We start from the raw sequence: 19,665 nt of genomic DNA, 5'->3' as shown, positions 1-19,665 counted from the left end.
GGCTTCGCGCGTCCGGTCAGGGTCTCAGTGTCAGAGTGTGGACGGCCGCCTTCCTGACGGACTCCTCACGGGCCCGCATGGGGACAGTCCCGCCGCTCGCCCACAGCGGTGCCTGGTCCCAGTAGTTGTCGTGGAAGGCGTGGCCGGAGGCACCGGTCAGGTTGATCCACTGTGACCTGTCCGGATCCGCGAGGTCCACCACCATCCGCATGGACGGCAGCCAGTTCACCGTGTAGTCCTCCTGGACGTTCCACCCCGCGGCGTTGACGGCGTCGTCGTTGCCGGACACCGGGAACGGGCCCCGGTTGAACAGCCACTCGACCGGGGCGATGCCCGAGGTGCCGAGGGTCTGGTGGGTCAGCCGCAGCGAGTGCAGGTCCCCCCAGCGCCAGCTCCTGACGTCCGGACCCAGGCGGGCGCTCAGCTCGTCGTACGCGGCGGCCATCGCCCGCCGCAGCATGTCGTCGCGGGTCTCCTTCCAGGAGGTGCCCCGGTCGTCCCAGAACGGGTCGTCGGGCTTGTCGAGCATCACCCGCACGACCTCGAACCAGCGGTCGCCGCCGGTGGGCCGGGCGCCCTCGGGCAGGTCGTCGTTGAAGGTCTCGACGAGCAGGTGCCGCCAGACGGCGTTGAAGTACGCGGCCGGGGCCGAGCCGGCGCCCTGGGAGTGGTCCCAGCTGCGCAGCAGGGCCAGGGCGTCCCCGGCCGGCCCGGCCACCTCGATGTCCGTCAGCTTGGGCACCAGGAACGCCGCGAAGCCGTTGGCCGTGTCCTGCTGCAGCGCGCCCATCGCCGCCGCGTCCACCTTCCCGCCGTCCTTGAGCGTCTCGCGGAGGCGGTCCACGATGCGCTGGGAGCGGTAGCCGTACGCCCAGTCCTCGGTGAGCATGTGCGGGTAGCGCGAGGGGTCGATGACCGCGTTGTTGGCGGTCGCGATGTAACCCTCCGGCGGGTTGTAGACGCTGGGCAGTTCGTCGAAGGGGATCGCCGACTGCCAGGCGTACTCGCCGGTCCAGCCCGGCACCGGCCAGGTGCCGTCGCCTCGGGTGCGGACCGGGATCCGGCCCGGGGCCTGGTAGCCGATGTTGCCGTCGGTGTCGGCGTAGACCAGGTTCTGCGCGGGCACCTCGAACCTGCTCGCCGCCGCCCGGAACTGCTGCCAGTCCTGCGCGGTGTTCATGGCGAAGATCGCGTCGGCGCTCCGGCCCGGTTCCAGCGCGGTCCACTTGAGCGCGACCGCGTCGGCCTCCTCGTCGAAGATCGCGGCCGAGCCGGGCAGCGTGTCCCGCGCGTCCTTCATGACGTCGGAGATGACCGGCCCGTGCATGGTTTCGCGGATCCGGAGGCGGACCGCGTCACCCCCGGCCACGCTGATCGTCTCGGTCCTGGTGGTGAGCGGCTTCCAGCTGCCCATGAACAGGTAGGAGTCGTCCTTGATCCGCTCCAGGTAGAGGTCGGCGACGTCCGGGCCGAGGTTGGTGAAACCCCAGGCGATCTTCTCGTTGTGCCCGATGATCACGCCTGGTACGCCGGAGAAGGTGAAGCCGGTGACGTCGAACGGACACTCGGCGCTCCTGGTACGGCAGTGCAGCCCGGCCTGGTACCAGACCGCCGGCACACTCGCCGACAGGTGGGGGTCGTTGGCGAGCAGGGGTTTGCCGGTGGTGGTGTGCCGGCCGGAGACCACCCACGAGTTCGAGCCGATGCCGCTCCCGCCCGCCCGGTCGCCCATCAGGGCGGGCACCGCGTGGATGGCCTCGGCCGCCCTGGTCAGCGCCCTGGTGTCCACCTCCCGGGGGTCGGCGCTCGGCTCCTCGTCCTGCTGGAACCCGCGCTCGGTGACCGAGCCCCGGGTGACGATCGGCTGGTGGGTCGCGTAGGGGTAGCCGGGCCAGAGCTGCTCCACCCGCTCGCGCGGCAGCATGCTCGCCGCGAGCGCCCGGCCGATCTCGTCGGAGAGGTTGGAGCGCAGGTCCCACGCCATCGCCTTGAGCCAGGCCAGCGAGTCGACCGGCGTCCAGGGCTCGGGCTCGTATCCGGGGCTGGTGACCTTCAGAAGCACGTATTCGAGGCTCCGCCCGGCGAAGCCGTCGTTCTCCGCCATCCAGGCGTTCACCCCGCCGGCGTAGGCGTCCAGGTAGCGCCGGGTCTGCTCGGTGAGCATGGGCAGCTCCTTCTCGGCCACCTTCCGCCAGCCCATGGTGCGGATCACCTTGTCCTCGGTCAGGGTCGCCGCGCCGAACATCTCCGACAGCCGCCCGGCGGTCACGTGGCGGCGGAAGTCCATCTCGAAGAAGCGGTCCTGCGCGTGCACGTAGCCCTGGGCCAGGAACAGGTCCTCGGGGGAGTCCGCGTAGATATGCGGAATGCCGTTCTTATCGCGATAAACAGTGACCTTTCCCTTGAGGCCTTTCACCGCGAGCTCGCCCGAGAGCTGAGGGAAGGAGGCGCGTACGCTCCACACGCCGGCCCCGGCGAGGAGCAGCCCGAGAACCACGAGAACGGTGATCACCCGTGCGAGCCACGTGAGCGGGCGGGGCATCCAGGCGTACGGCCGGAACCTCACAAAGACCTCCTAGGCGACATGCTCCCGCAAGTGTGGCATCGCCCGGCATCTGTGGCACGGTGCTCAGCGGACAAACGCCGGCGCGCCGGCACCCGTCACGGCCGGACGGTCAGGACCAGACCTGGCCCTGCGGGGTGTCGGCCACCCGCACCCCCAGGGCGGCCAGCTCGTCGCGAAGGTGGTCGGCGGCGGCCCAGTCCTTCGCCTCGCGGGCCCGCTCACGCCGCTCCAGCAGCTCCGCGGCGCCCGCGGGCAGGCTCCCGGCCCTGCCGATGTCGACGGAGAGGTCCAGCCCGAGGACCTGGTCGAGATGGAGGAACGCCTCGAAGCGGGAACCCGGTGCGACGGAGTCGTCGCGCTCCAGCTCGCGCAGCAGGCGCAGCGCCAGCGGGGTGTCGAGGTCGTCGTCGAAGGCGGCCTCGATCCGGGCGACCGGCTCGGCGGGCATCGGGGCGCTCGGCGACTCCGACCACCCGGCGACGCGAGCGCGCCAGCGCCGCAGGGTCCGGTCGGCGGCCCGCAGGGTCTCCCAGGTGAGGTTCGTCTGCTGCCGGTAGCGGTGCTCCAGCAGCGCCAGGCGCACGGCCAGCGGGTCGAGACCCGCGTCGGTCACGTCCTTGAGCAGGACCACGTTGCCGGCGGACTTCGACATCTTCCGCCCGTCGAAGAGCAGGTGCTCGCCATGGACCCAGTGGCGCACCACCTCGCGCCCGGCGACGGCGTCGGACTGGGCGCGCTCGTTCTCGTGGTGCGGGAAGCGCAGGTCGATCCCGCCGGTATGCACGTCGATGCGCCCACCCAGCAGACGCAGCGACATGGCCGAGCACTCGATGTGCCAGCCGGGGAAGCCCCGGCCCCACGGGGCGTCCCAGGTCATCTCCCGGTCCGAGGCCTTCCACAGCGCCCAGTCGGCGTGGAACCGCTTGCGGGGGTCGACGCCCTCGTGCCGGTGACCGGGCTTGAGCCGGTCGAGCCGGTTGCCGGAGATCTCCCCGTACGAGGAGAAAGAGGCCGCGTCGAAGAAGACCGACCCGTCGGGGACCGCGTAGGCGTGCCCCTTCCCGATCAGCTCGGCGATCATCTGGACCATCAGGTCGACGGTCTCGGTCGCCCGCGGTGAGTGCTCCGGCGGCCGGATGTTCAGCGCGGTCGTGTCCGCGACGAAGGCGTCCTCGTAGAACCGCGCGGTCTCCAGCGGGCCGCGTCCCTCGGCCCTCGCCTGAGCGAGGACCTTGTCCTCGCCCGCGGGGTCGATCTCGGCGTCGTCGACCAGGTGCCCGACGTCGGTGATGTTGCGGCAGACGACCACCCGGACCCGCTGCCGCTCCCCGACCCGCCTGATCAGGTCGGACAGCAGATACGAGCGGAGGTTGCCCACGTGGGCGAACCGGTAGACCGTCGGGCCGCAGGTGTACATCCGCAGCGAGCGGGCCCCCTCGGGGAGAATCCGCTCGACCTGCCGGGTCCGCGTGTCATACAGCCGCAGCATGCCCCCGAGCCTACGCAATCAGGCAGGCTCGGGCGTGGCCTTGGGGCGCTCGGGCCCGCGTGAGCGGAGCGAGCGCCATAGGCGCGTCAGACACCACCCTCCAGGAAGCCGAGGATGTCCCGGTCACCGCGGTCGCGCAGGCGCGCGAGGATCTCCTCGCGCGTGCACCCTTCGGGTAGGCCGATCCGGGCGCCGATCAGGCGGATGCCCTCGGCCTCCGACGCCACCGGCGCGGTGTAGCCGATCAGGTGCAGCGCCCGGTTCAACGACGGGAGGGCCGGCGAGGCGGCGGGCAGGTAGCGGGTCAGCAGCTCGCCGCCGTCGGAGACCGTCAGGAAGACGTGGTCGCCCTCGGAGGCGTTCGCCGCGATCAGCACCGGCCGGATGGAGCCCATGGTCGGCTGGTTGTGCCAGCTGATCACCACGTCGCCGGAGGGGGTGGAGGCGGTGAGCTGGCCGCCCGGGGCCATGCCGAGGTGCGCGGCGAAACCGGTCGGCAGGGGGGAGCCCGAGCCGCGCAGGTGCTCGGCGTTGACGTCCACCCGGTGCCACCAGCGCCCGTCGCGGCTGCGGAAGCAGCGGCGGGTCTCCGAGACGTCGCGGCGCGGCTGGTAGTCGGACTGCTCGGAGCCGGCCACCCGGATCCACCCGCGCTGGGTGCGTTCGAAGCCCGGACCGCCCGCGTAGGCGCGGACCGAGCTCTCGCTCACGTCGTAGCGGCTGGTGAGGTTCGTGACGATCGTGTTGACCGACGCCTCGCCGTTGGCCCGCTCGATCTCCCGGACGATCATCTCCCGGATGCCCAGGTACTCCTCGCCGCCCCAGCGCGTCAGCCCGTACTTGTTCCGATCGACCCGCAGGAACCGGTCGTCGGCGGTGAGCTGGTTGCGGATGCCGACGAGGCTGTAGTCCTCGCCGATGCGCTCCTGGATCTCCTCCGGTGTCAGCGGGCCGCCCGCGACCGCGAGTACGGCCTCGGCCTTGTCGTTGACGCTGCGCGGCCACTGCACCACGTGGTTGTCCAGCACCCGCAGCTGGGGCACGGCGATGAGCCAGCGCTCGGCCACGTCCTCGCGGATGCCGAGCTGGCTGGCCAGCGTGACGGCCTCCTCCAACGGCCGGGGCCCGTCGCTGAACAGCTGCCGGGTCTTCTCCCTGAGCTCGTCGGCTCCACCGGCGACCAGCCAGCCGTCGACCTGCTCGTAGCCGTTCAGCAGGGTCCGGACGAACCGCCAGGCGGGGATCCCCAGCGTGGTGAGCTCGGTGCGGTGCCAGGGCACCGCCGCGGCGAGGTCGTCGGCCGGTACGGCGGAGCCGAGCCGGCCGCGCAGCCAGGACACATGGGCCACCAGCGGCGCCGCCTCCTCGGTGGTCAGCCACGCCTCCACATGGTCGCGCAGGTCACGTTCGATCTGCCGGATGCGCTCCCTGGTCACCGAGAACCGCTGGGCCAGATCGTCGAGCGTGGCCCGCTGGGAGGCGTACAGCCGGTCCCTGGCGATGGCCCGCTGCCGGTCGTCCAGCGTGACGAAGACTTCGTCGATCAGTTCGGGGAGCGGCCGGTCGGGGCGGGAGGGGCGCATCCGGGCGACGCTCTCCTCGGTGACCGGTTCGAGCAGCCGCTCCAGCACGGAGGTGAAGAGCTTGTGCACCATCTCGCGGCCGAGCGCCTCGGGCGTGCGCACACTCGCGGCCGGGTCGGAGAACCTGAGCAGGGGCAGGACGTCACCGAGCATCAGATGTCCCCAGCACGCCAGGGCGAGGTCGGTCAGGCGTCCGGCGACCTCGGACGTCCCGATGGTCGAGCAGGCCCTGTCGAGCGGCAGCGCCTGCCACCACGCCTCCGGGAGGCGTGGGTCGGTTGCGATCGGCACTACCTGGCCGGGAGAGGTCCAGCGCAGGGGGGGCGCGATGTCGCTCAGGCTGAGGTTCATTGAGGTCCAACCGGCAAAGGGGAATATATCCGCAGTTCAGACTATGTGATCAGGTGGGAAGGAAGGGACTGGCCCGTCCGGAGTGGGATACGTAAAGAAATTCCACGGCCCGGGTGCACGCGACGTAGAGCAGGCCGCGCTCCCGCTGCAGGTCGTGCGCCCTGGCTGCGGGATCCTCCCCGACCGGGGTCAAGGAGGCGGGGTCGGGCACGATCCCGTCGGCCACGCCGATCACGGCGACCCGCCGGAACTCCAACCCCTTCATGCCGTGCAGCGTCGTCACCCGCACCCCCAGCTCGCGCAGCACGGCCCGTGCGTCGCGCACGAGCTCGGCAGTCCTGGCGGCCACCGCGATCTCCTCGGGCGGCACGCCGTCCTGTATCCACTGTCTCACCTGCGATGCCAGCCCCGTCAGCTCGTCCTGGGGAGAATCGTAGGCGCGGACCATCGGCCGCGGCCCGTGCCGCCTGGCGCGGAAACCGTACAACTCCTGCACCCCGTTGACCAGTCCGTCGGCCGGGCCGCCCCCGCGCAGCCGCACCCCCCAGGAGAGGATCTCCTGCGGCAGCCGGTACGACACCTGGAGCCGCTGCTGGATCGCGTCGATCCCGACCGAGGCCAGCGCCACCCGCGTGTCGAAGATCCGCTGGTGCGGGTCGCCCACGATGAACAGGTCGTCACGGGTGTGCGGCACCGCCGCGCGCAGCAGCCGCCACTGCGCGGGGTGCAGGTCCTGCGCCTCGTCCACCACGATGTGCCGGTACGGCTCCCGCGTGGGCTCCGTCTCCTCCAGCAGGTCACCGGTCGTCTGGCCGAGCAGCGTCGACGCCTCGGCGGCCAGCTGGAGCAGGGTCCGCCGGCCGCGCTCCCGCAGCTGCTCGGTGACGTGCTCGATGGCCCGCCAGATGGCGGTCCGCTCCGCACCGGACAGCTCGACACTCCGGCCGGGACGTGGGGCGTCGAGGTACTCGTCCAGGGTCTGCAGGTTCTGCGCCAGCACCACCTGTTCCCACTCGCGCAGCAGGAACGCCGGGCTGTGCCCGGTGTCCGTCTCCTCCCACAGCGCGGTCAGCTCGGCGCCGCCCACCAGCGACGGCGGGCGGCCCTCCGCCTCGGCCACGATGCGGTGCGCCAGCCGGTCCACATTGCCGACCTCGATCCGCTTGCGGACCACCTCGTCCTCGATCAGGACGTCGAGCTTCGCCGCGAGGTCGGCGCTCAGCCCCTGGGAGAAGGTGACGAGCAGGATCTGCCCGGCACCGCGTCTGGCCAGGTGCGCCGCCCGGTGCAGCGCGACGAGGGTTTTGCCGGTGCCCGCGCCGCCGGTGACCAGCGTCGGCTGCTGGTAGGACTCCCAGTGGGCCAGCCGGTGCTGCGGCGGATGCAGGAAGACGCACCAGCCGGGCGCCTCCAGCACGCGGTTCAGCTCACGCGGGTAGTCGGCGAAGACCGCCCGGTCGGGGCTGCGGAGCAGCGCGGCACCGAAGTCCTCCGGGTTGATCGGCTCGGGGTCCGCGGGGACGGCCCGGCAGTTCTCCAGCTCCCGCCAGGCCCCGGCCATCGACTCGCCCCTGGCCAGCGCGGCCAGCGGTTCGTACTGGGTCGGCGGCAGCAGCGGTTCGAGCGCCTCCAGGGTCAGCTCGTCGGTGATCTGCCTGACCAGCGGCAGGAACCGGCCGTCGATCCCCAGCTCGGCCAGGTCGCTGTCGCAGATGTCGGCGAACAGCCGGGTCGAGGACGCCTCGGCCGCCCTGCGCATCGCGGGGCGCACCCGGTCCAGCGCCACCGCGTCCCACATCTCGACCACACCCAGCGCCGTGTTGACCCCGAACCGGTAGCGCTGCGCGTACGCCCACGCCTCCGCGTCCGGCAGGACCGTCAGCAGCCAGTAGACGTCCCGCTGCTTGACCACGACGCCCCGGTGCCGCTCGGCCAGCCTGAGCGTGGCGACCCGGGGATCCCTGGCCCCCCTGACCCGTTCGGGATGGGGGGCACCCGCCACGTTCTGCAGGAACCTGCGTGCCGAGAGCACGACGTCGCGGCGCACCGGCTGGGGCAGGGCGCCGAGTTCGACGGGGAACTCCGGGGAGATGGCGAGGCGGGGCATGGGCTAGGCCAACAGTGACAGGAGATCGCGGTCTCCGCGTTCTCGCAGGCGGACGAGGAGATCGGGCACCGGCACCGGGCTCGTCATGCCGACCCGGGTCGCGATGACCCGCGCGGCCTGTTCGGGGGTGCCGCCCGAGGCGGTGTAGCCGACCAGCCGCAGCGCCCGTGCCGTGTCCCGCACGTCGTCGGCCGCGGCGGGAAGGTGCCTGGCACGCAGGACGCCCTCGTCCGAGAGCGTCAGGAACAGGTGGCTGCCCTCCTTGGCGCCCACGTCCGCCAGGAGCGCCCCCAGCGACTCCACGACGGGCCTCTCCCGCCAGTCGAGGACGACGTCGCCGACCGCGCTCTTGACCGTGCGGCGGCTGCCCGGCGTCATCCCAAGGTAGGCCGCGAACCCGCTGGGCAGCGGGCACTCGACACCCTGGAGGTGTTCGGGGGTGACGTCGACCCGGAGCCACCAACGGCCGTCCGGCTGCCGGAAGCAGCGCCGGGTCAGCGAGACGTCCTTCAGCGGGCGGAACGGCGCCCTGCCCTGCTCCTCGGCGCCTCGCTCACCGGCGGGCTCGCCACCGGCGGGGCTCCCGGGGGAGGGAACCCCGGGGGAGGGAACACGGTCCGCGGGGCCCTGCGAGAACGCGGGCGCCTCCGAGAACGCGGGGACCTGCGGGGCGGGCCGCTCCGGGGCCGCCGCCCCGCCGGGAGCCGCGTTCGCGACGGCATCCGGCGCCGCGGGCGCCTCGGGGGTCGCCTGCGCGGCGGGTGCCTGCCCGGTGGCGGGCTTCCCCGCGGTCAGGGGTCCGGCACCGTTGGCCCGGGGAGGCCGCTCACCCGCGCCGAGGATCCGGAGCTGGGGTACGTTCTCCAGCCATGCCTTGGACACCTCGGGGTGGATGCCCAGCGAGGAGACCATGTCGAGGGCCTTGGTGATGGTCAGCGGCGGCTTGGCACCGCTGATCATGTCGCGGGTGCGGTGCCGCAGCTCCGTGATGTCGCCCTCGACCAGCCACTCGTCGACCAGGTGGTAACCCGGCAGGCTGGCCAGTACGAACTGCCAGGCCGGCACGTCGAGGGAGTGGAGCTCGCGGGCGTGCCAGTCGGCCGCCCTGATCAGCCGCTCCCGGGGAGCCGCCTTGCCGAGGACCCGCTTGACCTCCTCCAGGTGCTCCCGGTAAGGCGCCGCCTCGTCGGAGGCGATCCACTCCGCGAGTTCCCGGCGCAGATCGGCCTCGATGTCGTGGATGACCTGCGGCGGTACGGCGAACAGCTTGGCCAGCTCCTCCACCGCCGCCGGGGCGTCGCTGAACACCCTGTTCTGCGCCACGGCCCAGCGCTTGTCCTCGGCGCCGGCGAAGACGCCGTCCAGCAGCGCGTGCAGGTTCTCCGCCGGTCCGGCGGCCTTCGCCCCGGCCGCGAGCGGCTCCGCCTCCCTCCGCGGTTCCGGAACGGCCTCGGCCCCAGCGCCCTCCCGCTCCTCGGCGCCGTCCTGTTCTCCGGCGCTCTCCCGCGCCTGAGAGCCCTCCCGCTCCTCGGCGTCTTCCCGGACGGGGGCGTCCTCGTGCTCCGGGGCGTCCGTTTCGGCTCCGGCTCCCTGCTCGGTTCGTACGGCTGCCGGTGTCTCGGCGTCCCGGTGGGCGGGGGCGTCCTCGTGCTCCCGGCTGCTTTCCCGCGCCTGGGCGTCCGTTTCCGCCGGGGTCTCCTGCTCGGCTCGGGCGCTCTCCGGTGTCTCGGCGTCCTCGCGGACCGGGACGTCCTCCTGGACCTCGGCGTCCTCTTGGGCTTCGGCGTCCGCTTCGGCGACGTTCTCGGCAACCTCGACGTCGGCCTGCGCCTTCACCGCCACTTCAGCCTCGGCACCCCCGGCCCCGGCATCGGGTTCGGCACGCGTCTCCGGCTCGGCGACGGACGCTTCGGCCTCCAGAACGGCCCGCACACCGGCTTCCGCCTGCCCGGTGACGCCTGTCTCGACCGGGGCCTTCGTCTCGACGGGGGCTTCCGTCTCGACCGGGGCCTCCGTCTCGACGGGGGCTCCCGTCTCGACCGGGACTTCCGCTTCGACCGGGGCCTTCGTCTCGACGGGGGTCCCCACGCCGGAGTCCTTGCGCGCGGCGGGCCGGAAGAGCGACCCCGGGGGCTCCTCCCGGTGGTCCTCGGCGGCCCGGATCCCCTCCTCGGCCCCGGCCTCGGGGGCCATGGGGCGGGGGGTGAACGGCGAGTCGCCGGGCTCGGGGAGCGTGGGCTCCGGGACGGCGATGGCGGCCGGCGGCGCCGGGACGGGCCGGGGGGCCGGGTCCGGGACGGCGGGAGCCGGGTGGGCCAGGTGGGAGAAGACCGCCGCGAAGAGCGTGTTCAGCAGGGGAACCGGCTGGATGAAAGGCTGGTCGCGCAGGTCGTGACCGGTCAGCGCGAGCAGGCCCGTCCAGGAGCCCGCGCGGTCCAGGGCGATCGCGGTGCACGGCTCGTCGGCCTCGTCCGGATCCAGGACGTGCAGGGCGGGCAGGACGTCGCCCACGGCCGCCGCGGGCCAGTGGACCAGCGCGATCTCGGTGAGGATCTCCGCCAGCCTCTCCGGGCCCAGCACGGCGAGCACCCGGGCCACCGGCAGGCTTCGCCACCAGGCGCCCGGAAGATCGGGCTGCTCACGCAGAAGTGGGATCGTGGCCGCGTCGCTCCAACGTAGCGGCGGCACGAGGTCACTCAGACTGAAGTTCATCCGTTCCCTTCACCAGCCCCTCAAGCCGCCCGCGTCACTCCATGTGGCCGGAGAACGAGACTCATGGAACAGACCATAGTCTGGCAAATCGCCCCGGCGTATTGGGCCGGTTCAGCGGCGTACGGCCGCGAACCTGAGCCGCACGTAGTCGGCCATCCAACCGGTCTCCCGCCGCAGGGCGGGGGCGGCCAGCTCGTTCACCCGGCCGAGCAACGAGTCGACCATATCGCCGGGCACGTGTTGGAGCAGCGAACCGGCGAACATCCGCACCCAGTCCGCGGCTCCGTCGGGGCACTGGTCGAGGGGGGTCGGCCGGTCGAAGTACTCCAGCAGCCGGACGGTGAAACCGCTCTTCTCCAGCCGTGTGGCGTACTCGGAGGGCGTGGGGAAGTACCACGGCAGGTCGGGCTCGTGCAGCCCGTACTCCCGCCAGGCGGTGGACAGCGCCGCGGTCAGCGCGGCGCAGTTGCCCGCGCCGCCCATCTCGGCGATGAACCGTCCGCCCGGGGTCAGGGCCTCGCGGACGTTGGCGATCACCACGTCCGGCTCCCGGCCCATCCAGTGCAGAGCCGCGTTGGAGAAGACCGCGTCGTGGGGCTGGGCCACCGTGAAGTCGCGGCCGTCACCCACGATGAAGTCGAGCCCGGGGTGGAGCGCCAGCGCCTTCTCGATCATGGCGGGAGACCTGTCGATCCCCAGGACGCGGGCACCCCGGGAGTGGATCTCGGCGGTCAGCACGCCCGTGCCGCAGCCGAGGTCCACGATGCGTTCCCCGGGTTGCGGGTCGAGAAGCTCGACCAGGGGGGCACCGTGAGCCGAAACGTATCCGAAGCTGCTGTCATAGGCGCGAGCGTCCCACCTCATCATGCCCGGGGTGTCGTAGCGCAAGACGATCAGCTCACATTCTGAGACGCCGCGGCCTCTTATCGATGCTCTCCAGACACTTTAGAGCCTCTGGGAAGTTGCGACATATCAGTCTCATCAGCCTCAGAGCTATCCGACTTTCTCTCCCCACTCACGTTTCACGTACGCCCTCGCGCTGTCGACCTCGGCGACGGTGAGGACCACGGGTTCGGCGCTCGCCCGGGGGAGCCTCGCGGCGAGCTCCGTGTCGAGCGTGCCGCGCATCTCCAGGGCCTCCATCCTGGCCGGACGGGCGTAGCCCTTCAGGAAGAGGTTCTGGCCCCGGTCGGAGAAGAGGAACTCCTGCCAGAGCCGGGCGGCGGCCGGGTGCGGAGCCTTCTTGTTGATGGCCTGGACGTAGTACGAGCCGAGCACGGCGTCGCCGGGGATCGTGACCTTCCACGCCTCGTTCTCGGCCGCCCGCGCCGCGTTGTGGTAGTCCCAGTCCACGATGGCCGAGGCCGCCTGCGCGGTGGTCGCGAGGTTGCCCGCGCTCTTCAGCCGGCCGAAGAACTCCACACCCCGGTCGGCCCGGGCCTCCCCACCCCTGATCGAGGCCGCCATCACCCCGTTGAAGGCCGCCGAGGCCTCCCGGGGATCGCCGGCCAGGGAGACCTGGTAGCCGGGCTTGAGCAGGTCGGAGAAGGACGACGGGGCAGCCACCTTGCCCGGCTGGTAGCCGATGGACATGTAGCCGCCGTACCCGGCGTACCAGGTGCCCCGGTGGTCCTTGAGGTGGTCGGGGATGTCCTGCCAGCCCTGGACCTTGTACGGCGCGAAGGAGGAGACGTGGGCCACGGCGACGTCCATGCTCAGGTCGAACACGTCCGGCTTGAGCGAGGCGGCGGCCTCGATCGCCCGGGCGCTGCTCGCCTCCGGCTCCAGCTGGTCGACCTTGATGCCGTACTCCTCGGCGAAGGCGTCGATGATCTCGCCGTAGTTCACCCAGTCGCGCGGCAGCGCGATCACCGTGAGCGAGCCTTCTTTCCTGGCCGCCTCGACGAGGCGCTCCATCGTGGAGAAGCCCTCCTGCAGGGAGGCGGCCCGGGCGTTCACCGGCGGCAGTTGCGCGGGCGTTTCGGTAGCCGGGGCGCCACATCCGGCGATCGTGGCCGTGAGGATCACGGCGGCTGCGGCGCTGGTGCGTACGGTCACGAATCGTATACTCTCCGCAGCGGTACGATTCGTCGAGCAGGCGCGGCTTTTCTTGGGAAACGGCTTACCGGGAAACGGCGTACGCGGGTCTTGACAACCATCTCGCCCGCGGGTGAGACGGTTGTGGCGCCGCGCGCCGCGCGGACGGGGGTACCCGCGCTACCCGCGCGGGTGCGGCGGCTGCACGACCCTGGCGGCCACGAGCGTCTCCTCCGCGATCTCGACCAGGGTGCCGTCGCGCTTGCGCACCCCGAGCACGCCGTCGCGCCAGAATTCCAGCTCGCCCACGGCGTCGCGGAAGCCCCCCGGGACCCGCCTGCGGGTGGTGACCCTTCTGCCCACGTCAGAAGGGGTTAGGCTGATGACGAGGCGAGCTCCGAAACCACGGGTCACGGTCTTTTGCCCCCTCCCGTTTCAGGCACCTGGCGGGCACGGCAATACTAGGGCGTAGCAACCCGCGGTCGAAGTCGTGCCTAGGTGCGTAAAGAAGAAGGAGCCCGAGGTGACCTACGTCATCGCGCAGCCTTGCGTGGACGTCCTGGACAAGGCGTGCATCGAGGAGTGCCCCGTCGATTGCATCTACGAGGGCGAGCGCATGCTCTACATCCACCCCGACGAGTGCGTGGACTGCGGCGCGTGCGAACCCGTCTGCCCCGTGGAGGCGATCTTCTACGAGGACGACCTTCCCGAGCAGTGGAAGGACTTCTACAAGGCGAACGTGGAGTTCTTCGAGGACCTCGGGTCGCCCGGTGGTGCCTCCAAGGTCGGAAAGATCGCCAAGGACCACCCGGTCGTCGCGGCCCTGCCGCCGCAGGCCGAGGACCACTGAGCGTCACCCGGGCCCCGGCCGGGCCGTCATGGCCGGGCCGGGGTGTGGGGAGCCCCGTTCATCCGGGCCGGGCTCCATCGAGAAGACCTCCTTCCGGCTCCGGCCGGGACACCTCATGCGGGGAGCACTGTGATCGGTCTGCCGGACTTTCCATGGGATCGGCTCACGCCTCTGAAGCAACTGGCGGCGTCGCATCCCGACGGGATCGTCGACCTGTCGGTGGGCACGCCGGTCGACCCGGTCCCGGCCGTCGTGCGGCAGGCGCTCGCCGACGCCTCGGACAGCCCCGGCTACCCGCTGACCTACGGCACCGAACGCCTGCGCTCGGCCGCGGCCGGATGGCTGCGCCGCAGACACGGCGTCGAGGTCGACCAGGCGAACGTGCTGCCGCTGATCGGTTCCAAGGAGTTCGTGGCCTGGCTGCCGACGTTTCTCGGCGTCGGCCAGGGGCAGCGCGTGGTCTTCCCGGAGCTGGCCTACCCCACCTATGACGTGGGCGCCCGCCTCGCCGGCGCCGAGCCGTACGCCACCGACGGGCTGCTCGCGCTCGGGCCCGAGCGGGTGCCGCTGGTCTGGGTCAACTCCCCGTCCAACCCGACCGGCAAGGTGCTGCCCGCCGACCACCTGCGCAAGGTCGTCTCCTGGGCGCGTGAGCGCGGCGCGGTCGTGGCCTCCGACGAGTGCTACATCGAGCTGGGCTGGGAGGAACAGCCGGTCTCGATCCTGCACCCGGACGTCTGCGGCGGCTCCCACGAGGGCCTGCTCGCGGTGCACTCGCTCTCCAAGCGCTCCAACCTGGCCGGGTACCGCGCCGGGTTCGTCGCGGGCGACCCCGCCCTCGTCCGGCGCCTGCTGGAGATCCGCAAGCACGCTGGAATGATCATGCCGGGGCCGGTCCAGGCGGCGATGGCCGTGGCCCTCGACGACGACGAGCACGCCGAGGAACAGCGAGCCCGTTACGCCGCCCGCCGCGCGGCGCTCCGTCCCGCCCTGGAGGCGGCCGGCTGGAAGATCGAGCACTCCACCGCGGGCCTGTACCTGTGGGCGTCCAACGGGGCCGGCTGCTGGGACCAGGTCCGCGCTCTCGCGGAGAAGGGCATTCTGGTCGCGCCGGGTGACTTCTACGGCGAGGCCGGCGGCCTGCATGTCCGCATCGCCGTGACGGCCGATGACGAACGCATCGGTGCGGCGGTGCGCCGCCTCCAGTAGGATCCCGCGGCATGACCCCCGCGGTCGCCGTGATACTCGGACTGAGCGTCGTCACCCTCGTCCTGCTGTTCGGCGCGTTCTTCGCGACGACGCGTCAGGACAGGAAGGCGCGCGCCCCCGACCCTCCCGGCGAGACCCCTCCTCCTCCGGCCGAGGCCGCGCAGTCTCCGCCTCAGCCGAGCGCGGGCCGTGTCGGCATCGACTACCCCGACCCCCGCATGATCAAGGTGGGCGACACGATTGACTGCCAGGGGGTGCGCAGCCGCGTCCTCGGGGCCCTGTACCTGTCGTGGCAGGGCACCCAGTGGACCGAACACCTCCTCGACGACGGAACGCGCCGCCACCAGTGGCTCTCGGTCGAGGAGCGTGCCGGGCGGACCGCCGGCGATCCGTCCCACCTGGAGGTGCTGCTGTGGACGGAGGTGCCCGCCCAGGGCATGATTCCCGCCAAGACCACCCTGAGCGTCGAGGGGATCGACTTCTTCCCCGTCGAGCGGGGTACCGCCGCCTTCCGCGGTGAGGGTGTCACCTCCATGCCCGAGCGGGGCCTGCTCGATTTCGCCGACTACCGGGCCGCCGACGGCCGCCTGCTCAGCTTCGAACGCGTCCAGGGCGGACGCTGGAGCTCCTTCTACGCCCAGCCCGTTCCCCCCGGCGCCATCAGCATCGCGAAGCAGGTCTGATCTCGCCGATCCTCCGCTCCCCTGCGCCGGGGCGCCGCCGTGGTGTTCCGTCCCCCACGCCGGGGCGCCGCTCGGCTCACGTCAGTGAGCCGGTACGGGGATTCCGTACCGTCGACCACGGGACCGCAGAGGCGTCGGCCAGGTGCTTGGTGCCGGATACGCCCCATGCGGCGTGGCAGGACGTCGAGTCCGGCTCATCAGGAGATGTCGACCCGCTTCGCCGAGGCCCGGGTGTCGGCCTTCCAGCCCTCCTCGCCCGTGGCGGGCGTCCATGACTGGCCGTCGTAGCGGACCCGGCTCAGCCCGAACTCCTTGGCGTGGGCGACCGACCAGCCGGCCACCAGCCAGCCGCGCCTGCGTGAGGAGACCGTCAGCGTGCTGTCCGGGCCCAGCGCCCGCGCGAGCCTGCGCTCCGCCTTCTCGGTCGCGGGCTGCGGGGTCTTGCCGGTCGGCGTCGGGAACCAGCACTGTACGGCCTTGGGGACGCGTCCGGTGAACGCCGCGGCCAGGATCTTCCCATCCCCCTCATGCTGGGCGTAGGCCGACCCGTCGGCGGAGCGCTGCACGAGCTGGGCCGCCTCGTGGAGCGGCAGCTTCTGGTAGTTCTTCACCTTCTCCAGAGCGGCGAAGAACTTCCCCGACGCGTAGACGGGGTCGACGAGCTGCTTGGGCGTGCCCCACCCCTGGGAGGGGCGCTGCTGGAACGCCCCGACCGAGTCACGGTCGCCGTGCGTCAGGTTCTCCAGCTTCGACTCCTGGATGGCGGTGGCGTAGGCGATCACGACCGCCCGCTCCGGCAGCTTCCTGCGGGCCGCCACGGCCGCGATGACCGCGGCCACCTTGGCCTGCTCGATGTCCAGATCCAGTGTGCCCTCGGGAGTGGTGATCTTGCATCCCTCGCCGAGGTCCTTGAGTGGCGTCACCCGGTTGATCAATGTGAAGACGCCCACGGTGATGCCCACCGCGAGCAGGACCACGATCACGACGATGGTAATGGCCCCTTTTGAGAAACGCCGTCGCACGGTCAAGAACCTATCGCTCCGCGGCGGTTGCGGCGCCCGCGAAACCCGGCGGGCACCGGGTTCCCGTCCGTGACCCGGAGCGATGCCGACCGCCGCCCGTGGCTCCCGGCGAGCGGTCAGCGTTCGACGAGGCCGATCACCTCGCGCTGGGCCGGGGACAGCTCGCCGAGCCCCGGGACGGCGGTCCGCCCGGACGGCGCGGCGGGGGAGGCGCGGCGGGCGGGGGAGGTGTAGGGGGCGAGGGCGTCGCGGAGATCGGTGGCCAGGGCCGCGACCTCGGGATGGCCGGCCGGGGCCTCGCGCAGGGCCTCGAAGCGCAGCCCCAGGTCCCACACGCGGCGGCGGAGCCCCTCGTCGTACAGCGACGCCCGGTAGGCGCGGGTGAGCGCCGCCGCCGTCACCGGCGCCGCCGCCTCCAGCAGGGCGATCATCTCCCGCTCCCGCTCCAGCAGCGGGTGAGCCGGGAAGACCTGCTCCAGTTCGGCGACGACGTGGACCAGCTCGGGCGTCAGCGTCGGGTCGTCGCCGGTGTTCCGCAGCTCGGCGAGCATGGCCCGCTGCCGCCGGATCGCCTCCTCCGCCGCGGCCAGGTCGGCGTCGAGGTCGGCCAGGGCCGTGTGCAGGTCGAGCCGGGGGGCGAGCACCCGGCAGACGTCGGGAAGGCCCATGCCCGACGCCACCATCCGCCGGATCCTGATCATGCGGACGACGTCGGCCATGCCGTACCGCCGGTGGCCCGCCGCGGAGCGCGGCGGCTCGGGAAGCAGCCCGACCTGGTGATAGCGGCGGACGGTCCAGGTGGTGACCCCGGCCAGCGCGGCCAGTTCGCCGATGCTCAACACGCCTTCCAGTAAAACCCACGGTCGGGGATAGGGTCGCGAGCATGACTACGCGTCTGGATCTCACACAGGACGTCGGAGAGCTCACCGCCCGGATCGTGGACATCGAGTCGGTCAGCGGGGACGAGAAGGCGCTGGCGGACGCCGTCGAGGAGGCTCTGCGGCCGTTCCCGCACCTGACCGTCGACCGCGACGGCGAGGCGATCGTGGCCCGGACCACGCTGGGCCGCGGCGAGCGGGTGGTGATCGCCGGGCACATCGACACCGTCCCGGTCGCCGGCAACCTGCCCAGCCGGGCCGAGGGCGACCTGCTGTACGGCTGCGGCACCTCCGACATGAAGGCCGGCGTCGCGGTCGCCCTGAAACTGGCCGCCGCGCTCCGCGAGCCCAGCCGCGACGTGACCTACGTCTTCTACGACTGCGAGGAGATCGAGGCCGAGCGCAACGGCCTGCTCCGGCTCAGCCGCAACCATCCCGACTGGCTCACGGGTGACTTCGCGGTGCTCATGGAACCCACCGACGGCGTCATCGAGGGCGGTTGCCAGGGCACGCTCCGGGCTCGGATCGTCACCCGCGGCAGGCGGGCGCACAGCGCCCGGTCCTGGCTGGGGGTCAACGCGATCCACGCCGCCGAGCCGGTCCTCGCCCTCCTGAACGCGTACGAGGCGAGGCGTCCCGTCGTCGACGGGCTGGAGTACCACGAGGGTCTGAACGCGGTGGGCGTCACCGGCGGCGTCGCGGGCAACGTCATCCCCGACGAGTGCACGGTCACCGTGAACTACCGCTTCGCCCCCGACCTCTCGCTGGACGACGCGCGAGCGCACGTCACCGAGGTGTTCGACGGGTTCGAGGTTCGTTTCACCGACGCCGCCGCGGCGGCGCGGCCCGGCCTGACCCATCCGGTGGCCGCCGCCTTCGTGGCCGCCGTCGGCGGCACGCCCCGCGCCAAGCTCGGCTGGACCGACGTCTCGCTCTTCTCCGGTCTCGGCGTGCCCGCGGTCAACTACGGCCCCGGCGACCCGAACCTGGCGCACCAGCAGGGGGAGTTCGTCTCACTGGAGAAGATCGCCGAATGCGAGCGCAGGATGCTCCACTGGCTGACCTGACGGCGCCCGGTCCGGCGGGCCCGCCGCGTGCGAAGGACGGATGGGGCGAGGACGGGGCATCATGGGTTCACGGTGGGGGCGAGGGCCGGACACCGCGGAAACCGGGCGCGGCAGGAGGGGCCGGAGCCGGGCCGGGGCCGGACAGAGCCGGGCACAAAATGAAAGTGGCTTTCCTCGCCGGCCATTTGGCGGGGAAAGCCACTTTCAGTCCCGAGCAGCACCCTCGGCAGTTAGACGCGGCCCACTCGAAATCCGGTTCCGGGTTTCCGCGGAGATTTTTCAAGATTTTTCCAGGAGCGGCGCTACGGTGACCGACATGAAGAAAACGCGTCCGGAACGCCGTCAGGGGGCCGCCGTGGTCCGCGGTGATCTCGTTCCCGATTCCACTCATGACCAGCGGCTTCTCGACAAGAGAGGGCCCGCCGACTGGCTCCACATGGATCCGTGGCGGGTGCTGCGCATCCAGGCCGAGTTCGTGGAGGGCTTCGGCCAGCTCGCGGAACTGCCCCAGGCGGTGACCGTCTTCGGCTCCGCGCGGACCCGCCCGGGCGCCGTCGAGTACGAGATGGGCGTCGAGCTCGGCCGCAAGCTGGCGGAGGCCGGCTACGCCGTGATCACGGGCGGGGGGCCCGGCTGCATGGAGGCGGCCAACAAGGGGGCCGCGGAGGCGGGCGGAGTCTCCGTCGGCCTGGGCATCGAGCTGCCTTTCGAGCAGGCCATGAACGAGTACGTCGACCTCGGTATCGAGTTCCGCTACTTCTTCGTCCGCAAGACCATGTTCGTGAAGTACGCCTGCGGCTTCGTCACGCTGCCCGGCGGGTTCGGCACCATGGACGAGCTTTTCGAGGCGCTGACCCTGGTGCAGACCGGCAAGGTCACCTCCTTCCCGGTGGTGCTGATGGGCACCGAGTTCTGGGGCGGGCTGATCGACTGGATCAAGACGACCCTGGTGAAGACCGGGAAGATCTCCCCGGCGGACGTGGACCTCATCCATCTCACCGACGACGTGGACGAGGCCGTCCGGATCATCGTGGACGCCGACCGGCACCGCGGCGAGCAACTGGAGGCGGAGCGCAGGGCGGCCGTGACCACGGTCAGCGACGCCGAATAG

At 71.8% G+C, this 19,665-nt stretch carries 15 protein-coding genes; 5 read left to right on the top strand and 10 right to left on the bottom strand.

The features are described from left to right. Positions 1 to 16: 16 nt before the first annotated feature. The 8 genes from ABD841_RS26630 to ABD841_RS26595 form a co-directional block, all read right to left on the bottom strand. On the bottom strand, positions 17 to 2,542 hold the full coding sequence (locus ABD841_RS26630; protein ID WP_344977542.1) for a penicillin acylase family protein: 2,526 nt from the start codon (positions 2,540 to 2,542) through the stop codon (positions 17 to 19). Positions 2,543 to 2,675: 133 nt separating this feature from the next. Then, positions 2,676 to 4,055, bottom strand: a complete 1,380-nt coding sequence (cysS, locus tag ABD841_RS26625; protein WP_344977469.1) for a cysteine--tRNA ligase — start codon at positions 4,053 to 4,055, stop codon at positions 2,676 to 2,678. Between the two features lie 86 nt (positions 4,056 to 4,141). After that, complete coding sequence (locus ABD841_RS26620; protein WP_344977466.1) at positions 4,142 to 5,989, bottom strand: sigma factor-like helix-turn-helix DNA-binding protein; 1,848 nt, start codon at positions 5,987 to 5,989, stop codon at positions 4,142 to 4,144. Positions 5,990 to 6,038: 49 nt separating this feature from the next. After that, positions 6,039 to 8,096 (bottom strand): UvrD-helicase domain-containing protein, encoded by a 2,058-nt coding sequence (locus ABD841_RS26615; protein WP_344977463.1) that lies wholly within the window; start codon positions 8,094 to 8,096, stop codon positions 6,039 to 6,041. Between the two features lie 3 nt (positions 8,097 to 8,099). After that, positions 8,100 to 10,808, bottom strand: coding sequence for a hypothetical protein (locus ABD841_RS26610; RefSeq protein ID WP_344977461.1), 2,709 nt, complete (start codon positions 10,806 to 10,808; stop codon positions 8,100 to 8,102). A gap of 111 nt (positions 10,809 to 10,919) precedes the next feature. After that, positions 10,920 to 11,696 carry a class I SAM-dependent methyltransferase gene (locus ABD841_RS26605; protein ID WP_344977457.1) on the bottom strand — a complete coding sequence of 259 codons (777 nt, stop codon included), beginning with the start codon at positions 11,694 to 11,696 and terminating at the stop codon, positions 10,920 to 10,922. A 105-nt stretch (positions 11,697 to 11,801) separates the two neighbouring features. After that, positions 11,802 to 12,866 (bottom strand): ABC transporter substrate-binding protein, encoded by a 1,065-nt coding sequence (locus ABD841_RS26600; RefSeq protein ID WP_344977455.1) that lies wholly within the window; start codon positions 12,864 to 12,866, stop codon positions 11,802 to 11,804. A 159-nt stretch (positions 12,867 to 13,025) separates the two neighbouring features. Continuing rightward, complete coding sequence (locus ABD841_RS26595) at positions 13,026 to 13,208, bottom strand: putative acetyltransferase (RefSeq protein WP_344977453.1); 183 nt, start codon at positions 13,206 to 13,208, stop codon at positions 13,026 to 13,028. Between the two features lie 160 nt (positions 13,209 to 13,368). Here ABD841_RS26595 and fdxA point away from each other — a divergent pair, with 160 nt between their 5' ends. From fdxA to ABD841_RS26580, 3 genes are all read left to right on the top strand, one after another. Beyond that, positions 13,369 to 13,695: a ferredoxin gene (gene fdxA / locus ABD841_RS26590; protein WP_344977451.1), complete on the top strand. Its 327-nt coding sequence runs from the start codon at positions 13,369 to 13,371 to the stop codon at positions 13,693 to 13,695. A 129-nt stretch (positions 13,696 to 13,824) separates the two neighbouring features. Beyond that, positions 13,825 to 14,904 (top strand): succinyldiaminopimelate transaminase, encoded by a 1,080-nt coding sequence (dapC, locus tag ABD841_RS26585; RefSeq protein ID WP_344977448.1) that lies wholly within the window; start codon positions 13,825 to 13,827, stop codon positions 14,902 to 14,904. An 11-nt stretch (positions 14,905 to 14,915) separates the two neighbouring features. Then, entirely contained in the window at positions 14,916 to 15,587 is a 672-nt protein-coding gene (locus ABD841_RS26580) for a DUF4178 domain-containing protein (protein ID WP_344977445.1), read from the top strand. A gap of 197 nt (positions 15,588 to 15,784) precedes the next feature. Here the strand turns inward: ABD841_RS26580 and ABD841_RS26575 are convergent, their stop codons facing one another. Further along, the gene (locus ABD841_RS26575) at positions 15,785 to 16,570 is read right to left on the bottom strand and encodes a hypothetical protein (RefSeq protein ID WP_344977442.1); all 786 of its coding nucleotides are present in this window, start codon (positions 16,568 to 16,570) and stop codon (positions 15,785 to 15,787) included. A gap of 155 nt (positions 16,571 to 16,725) precedes the next feature. Further along, a complete protein-coding gene (locus ABD841_RS26570; RefSeq protein WP_344977439.1) occupies positions 16,726 to 17,451 on the bottom strand; it encodes a helix-turn-helix domain-containing protein in 726 nt (241 codons plus the stop codon). 41 nt (positions 17,452 to 17,492) lie between these two features. Between ABD841_RS26570 and dapE the strand changes: the two genes are divergently transcribed. Together dapE and ABD841_RS26560 are read left to right on the top strand one after the other, a co-directional pair. Then, positions 17,493 to 18,554 carry a succinyl-diaminopimelate desuccinylase gene (gene dapE, locus ABD841_RS26565; protein ID WP_344977436.1) on the top strand — a complete coding sequence of 354 codons (1,062 nt, stop codon included), beginning with the start codon at positions 17,493 to 17,495 and terminating at the stop codon, positions 18,552 to 18,554. 316 nt (positions 18,555 to 18,870) lie between these two features. Then, positions 18,871 to 19,665: an LOG family protein gene (locus tag ABD841_RS26560; protein WP_344977431.1), complete on the top strand. Its 795-nt coding sequence runs from the start codon at positions 18,871 to 18,873 to the stop codon at positions 19,663 to 19,665.

Origin of the sequence: Streptosporangium fragile (assembly GCF_039534445.1) — a bacterium.
Taxonomy (GTDB): Bacteria; Actinomycetota; Actinomycetes; order Streptosporangiales; family Streptosporangiaceae; genus Streptosporangium; species Streptosporangium fragile.
The sequence above is the reverse complement of the archived record's forward strand: the minus strand, read 5'-3'. Positions and strand labels throughout refer to the sequence as shown.

Excerpts from the sequence above, each read along its gene's own strand:
- cysS (WP_344977469.1), bottom strand. The coding sequence starts at position 4,055 with ATGCTGCGGCTGTATGACACGCGGACCCGGCAGGTCGAGCGGATTCTC.
- ABD841_RS26560 (WP_344977431.1), top strand. The coding sequence starts at position 18,871 with ATGAAGAAAACGCGTCCGGAACGCCGTCAGGGGGCCGCCGTGGTCCGC.
- ABD841_RS26630 (WP_344977542.1), bottom strand. The coding sequence starts at position 2,542 with ATGCCCCGCCCGCTCACGTGGCTCGCACGGGTGATCACCGTTCTCGTG.
- dapE (WP_344977436.1), top strand. The coding sequence starts at position 17,493 with ATGACTACGCGTCTGGATCTCACACAGGACGTCGGAGAGCTCACCGCC.
- ABD841_RS26615 (WP_344977463.1), bottom strand. The coding sequence starts at position 8,096 with ATGCCCCGCCTCGCCATCTCCCCGGAGTTCCCCGTCGAACTCGGCGCC.
- ABD841_RS26610 (WP_344977461.1), bottom strand. The coding sequence starts at position 10,808 with ATGAACTTCAGTCTGAGTGACCTCGTGCCGCCGCTACGTTGGAGCGAC.
- ABD841_RS26580 (WP_344977445.1), top strand. The coding sequence starts at position 14,916 with ATGACCCCCGCGGTCGCCGTGATACTCGGACTGAGCGTCGTCACCCTC.
- ABD841_RS26620 (WP_344977466.1), bottom strand. The coding sequence starts at position 5,989 with ATGAACCTCAGCCTGAGCGACATCGCGCCCCCCCTGCGCTGGACCTCT.